We start from the raw sequence: 874 nt of genomic DNA on the forward strand, positions 1-874 counted from the left end.
CGATTAAATCAGATCACAAACGAAGCCTTTTTTCTATCTATTTCAATTGGTTGTAGCTAAAGATCCTGTACATGAAGATCACATAGGAGTGATACACATAGACAACAATTGACGCTACCGCCCTTGAGTTACAGCTCCCAACATGCTGCCTTTAACCTGATTGTGCTCGCTGTTGGCCATCATCTCCTCCAGCTTCTTGTTTTGATTGATGTTTAACAATGTCGTCGCATCATATTGCACATCCAGGCAGCCTGACAGCCTGACAGCCTGACAGCCTGCATTGCTCACATCTTGGGCAACGTGTGCCCCAAACCGGATTTTGGGTCCGATTCTATCTCGTTTTCCCCTGGGATGAACAGTCAAAACAGGAGGAAAAACCTTAGCAGATCAGGATTGGTAATCCCCCCGAAAAACTGGGGTGCTCATAAGTAGCATTTTCCCGTACCTTAAATGCAGGGGGTTCTACATGAAAACATCACGCTTTAGCGATGCCCAGATCATCGCCATTCTCAACCAGGCCGAGGCCGGCTCGCCCGTCCCGGAACTCTGCCGCGAGCACGGCATCAGCTCCGCCACCTTCTATAAGTGGCGCTCTAAATACGGCGGGATGGATGCCTCCCTCATGGCGCGTCTCAAGGAGTTGGAGGACGAAAAACGCCGCCTCAAGAAGATGTATGCTGAGGAGCGCCTCAAGGCTGAAATCATCGCCGAGGCCATGGCAAAAAAGTGGTAACGCCATCGGCTCGTCGAGCGATGGCGGCCAAGGTCGTGACCCATTACGCGATTTCCATTCGCTTGGGAAGGTGCGAACAAGTCCCTGATATGAGATCATGTTTGTCATCTGGAGCCATGGAACAGGGTTCATCATGAGTCA

The 874-nt window shown here is 50.7% G+C and carries 1 pseudogene; it reads left to right on the forward strand.

Going from position 1 to position 874, the window contains the following annotated elements:
* Positions 1–466: 466 nt before the first annotated feature.
* Positions 467–798 (forward strand): annotated as a pseudogene (locus PG892_RS22410) (transposase); the annotation flags it as partial.
* Positions 799–874 lie beyond the last annotated feature (76 nt).

Origin of the sequence: Aeromonas sp. QDB68, assembly GCF_027707405.1 — a bacterium.
Taxonomy (GTDB): Bacteria; Pseudomonadota; Gammaproteobacteria; order Enterobacterales; family Aeromonadaceae; genus Aeromonas; species Aeromonas caviae.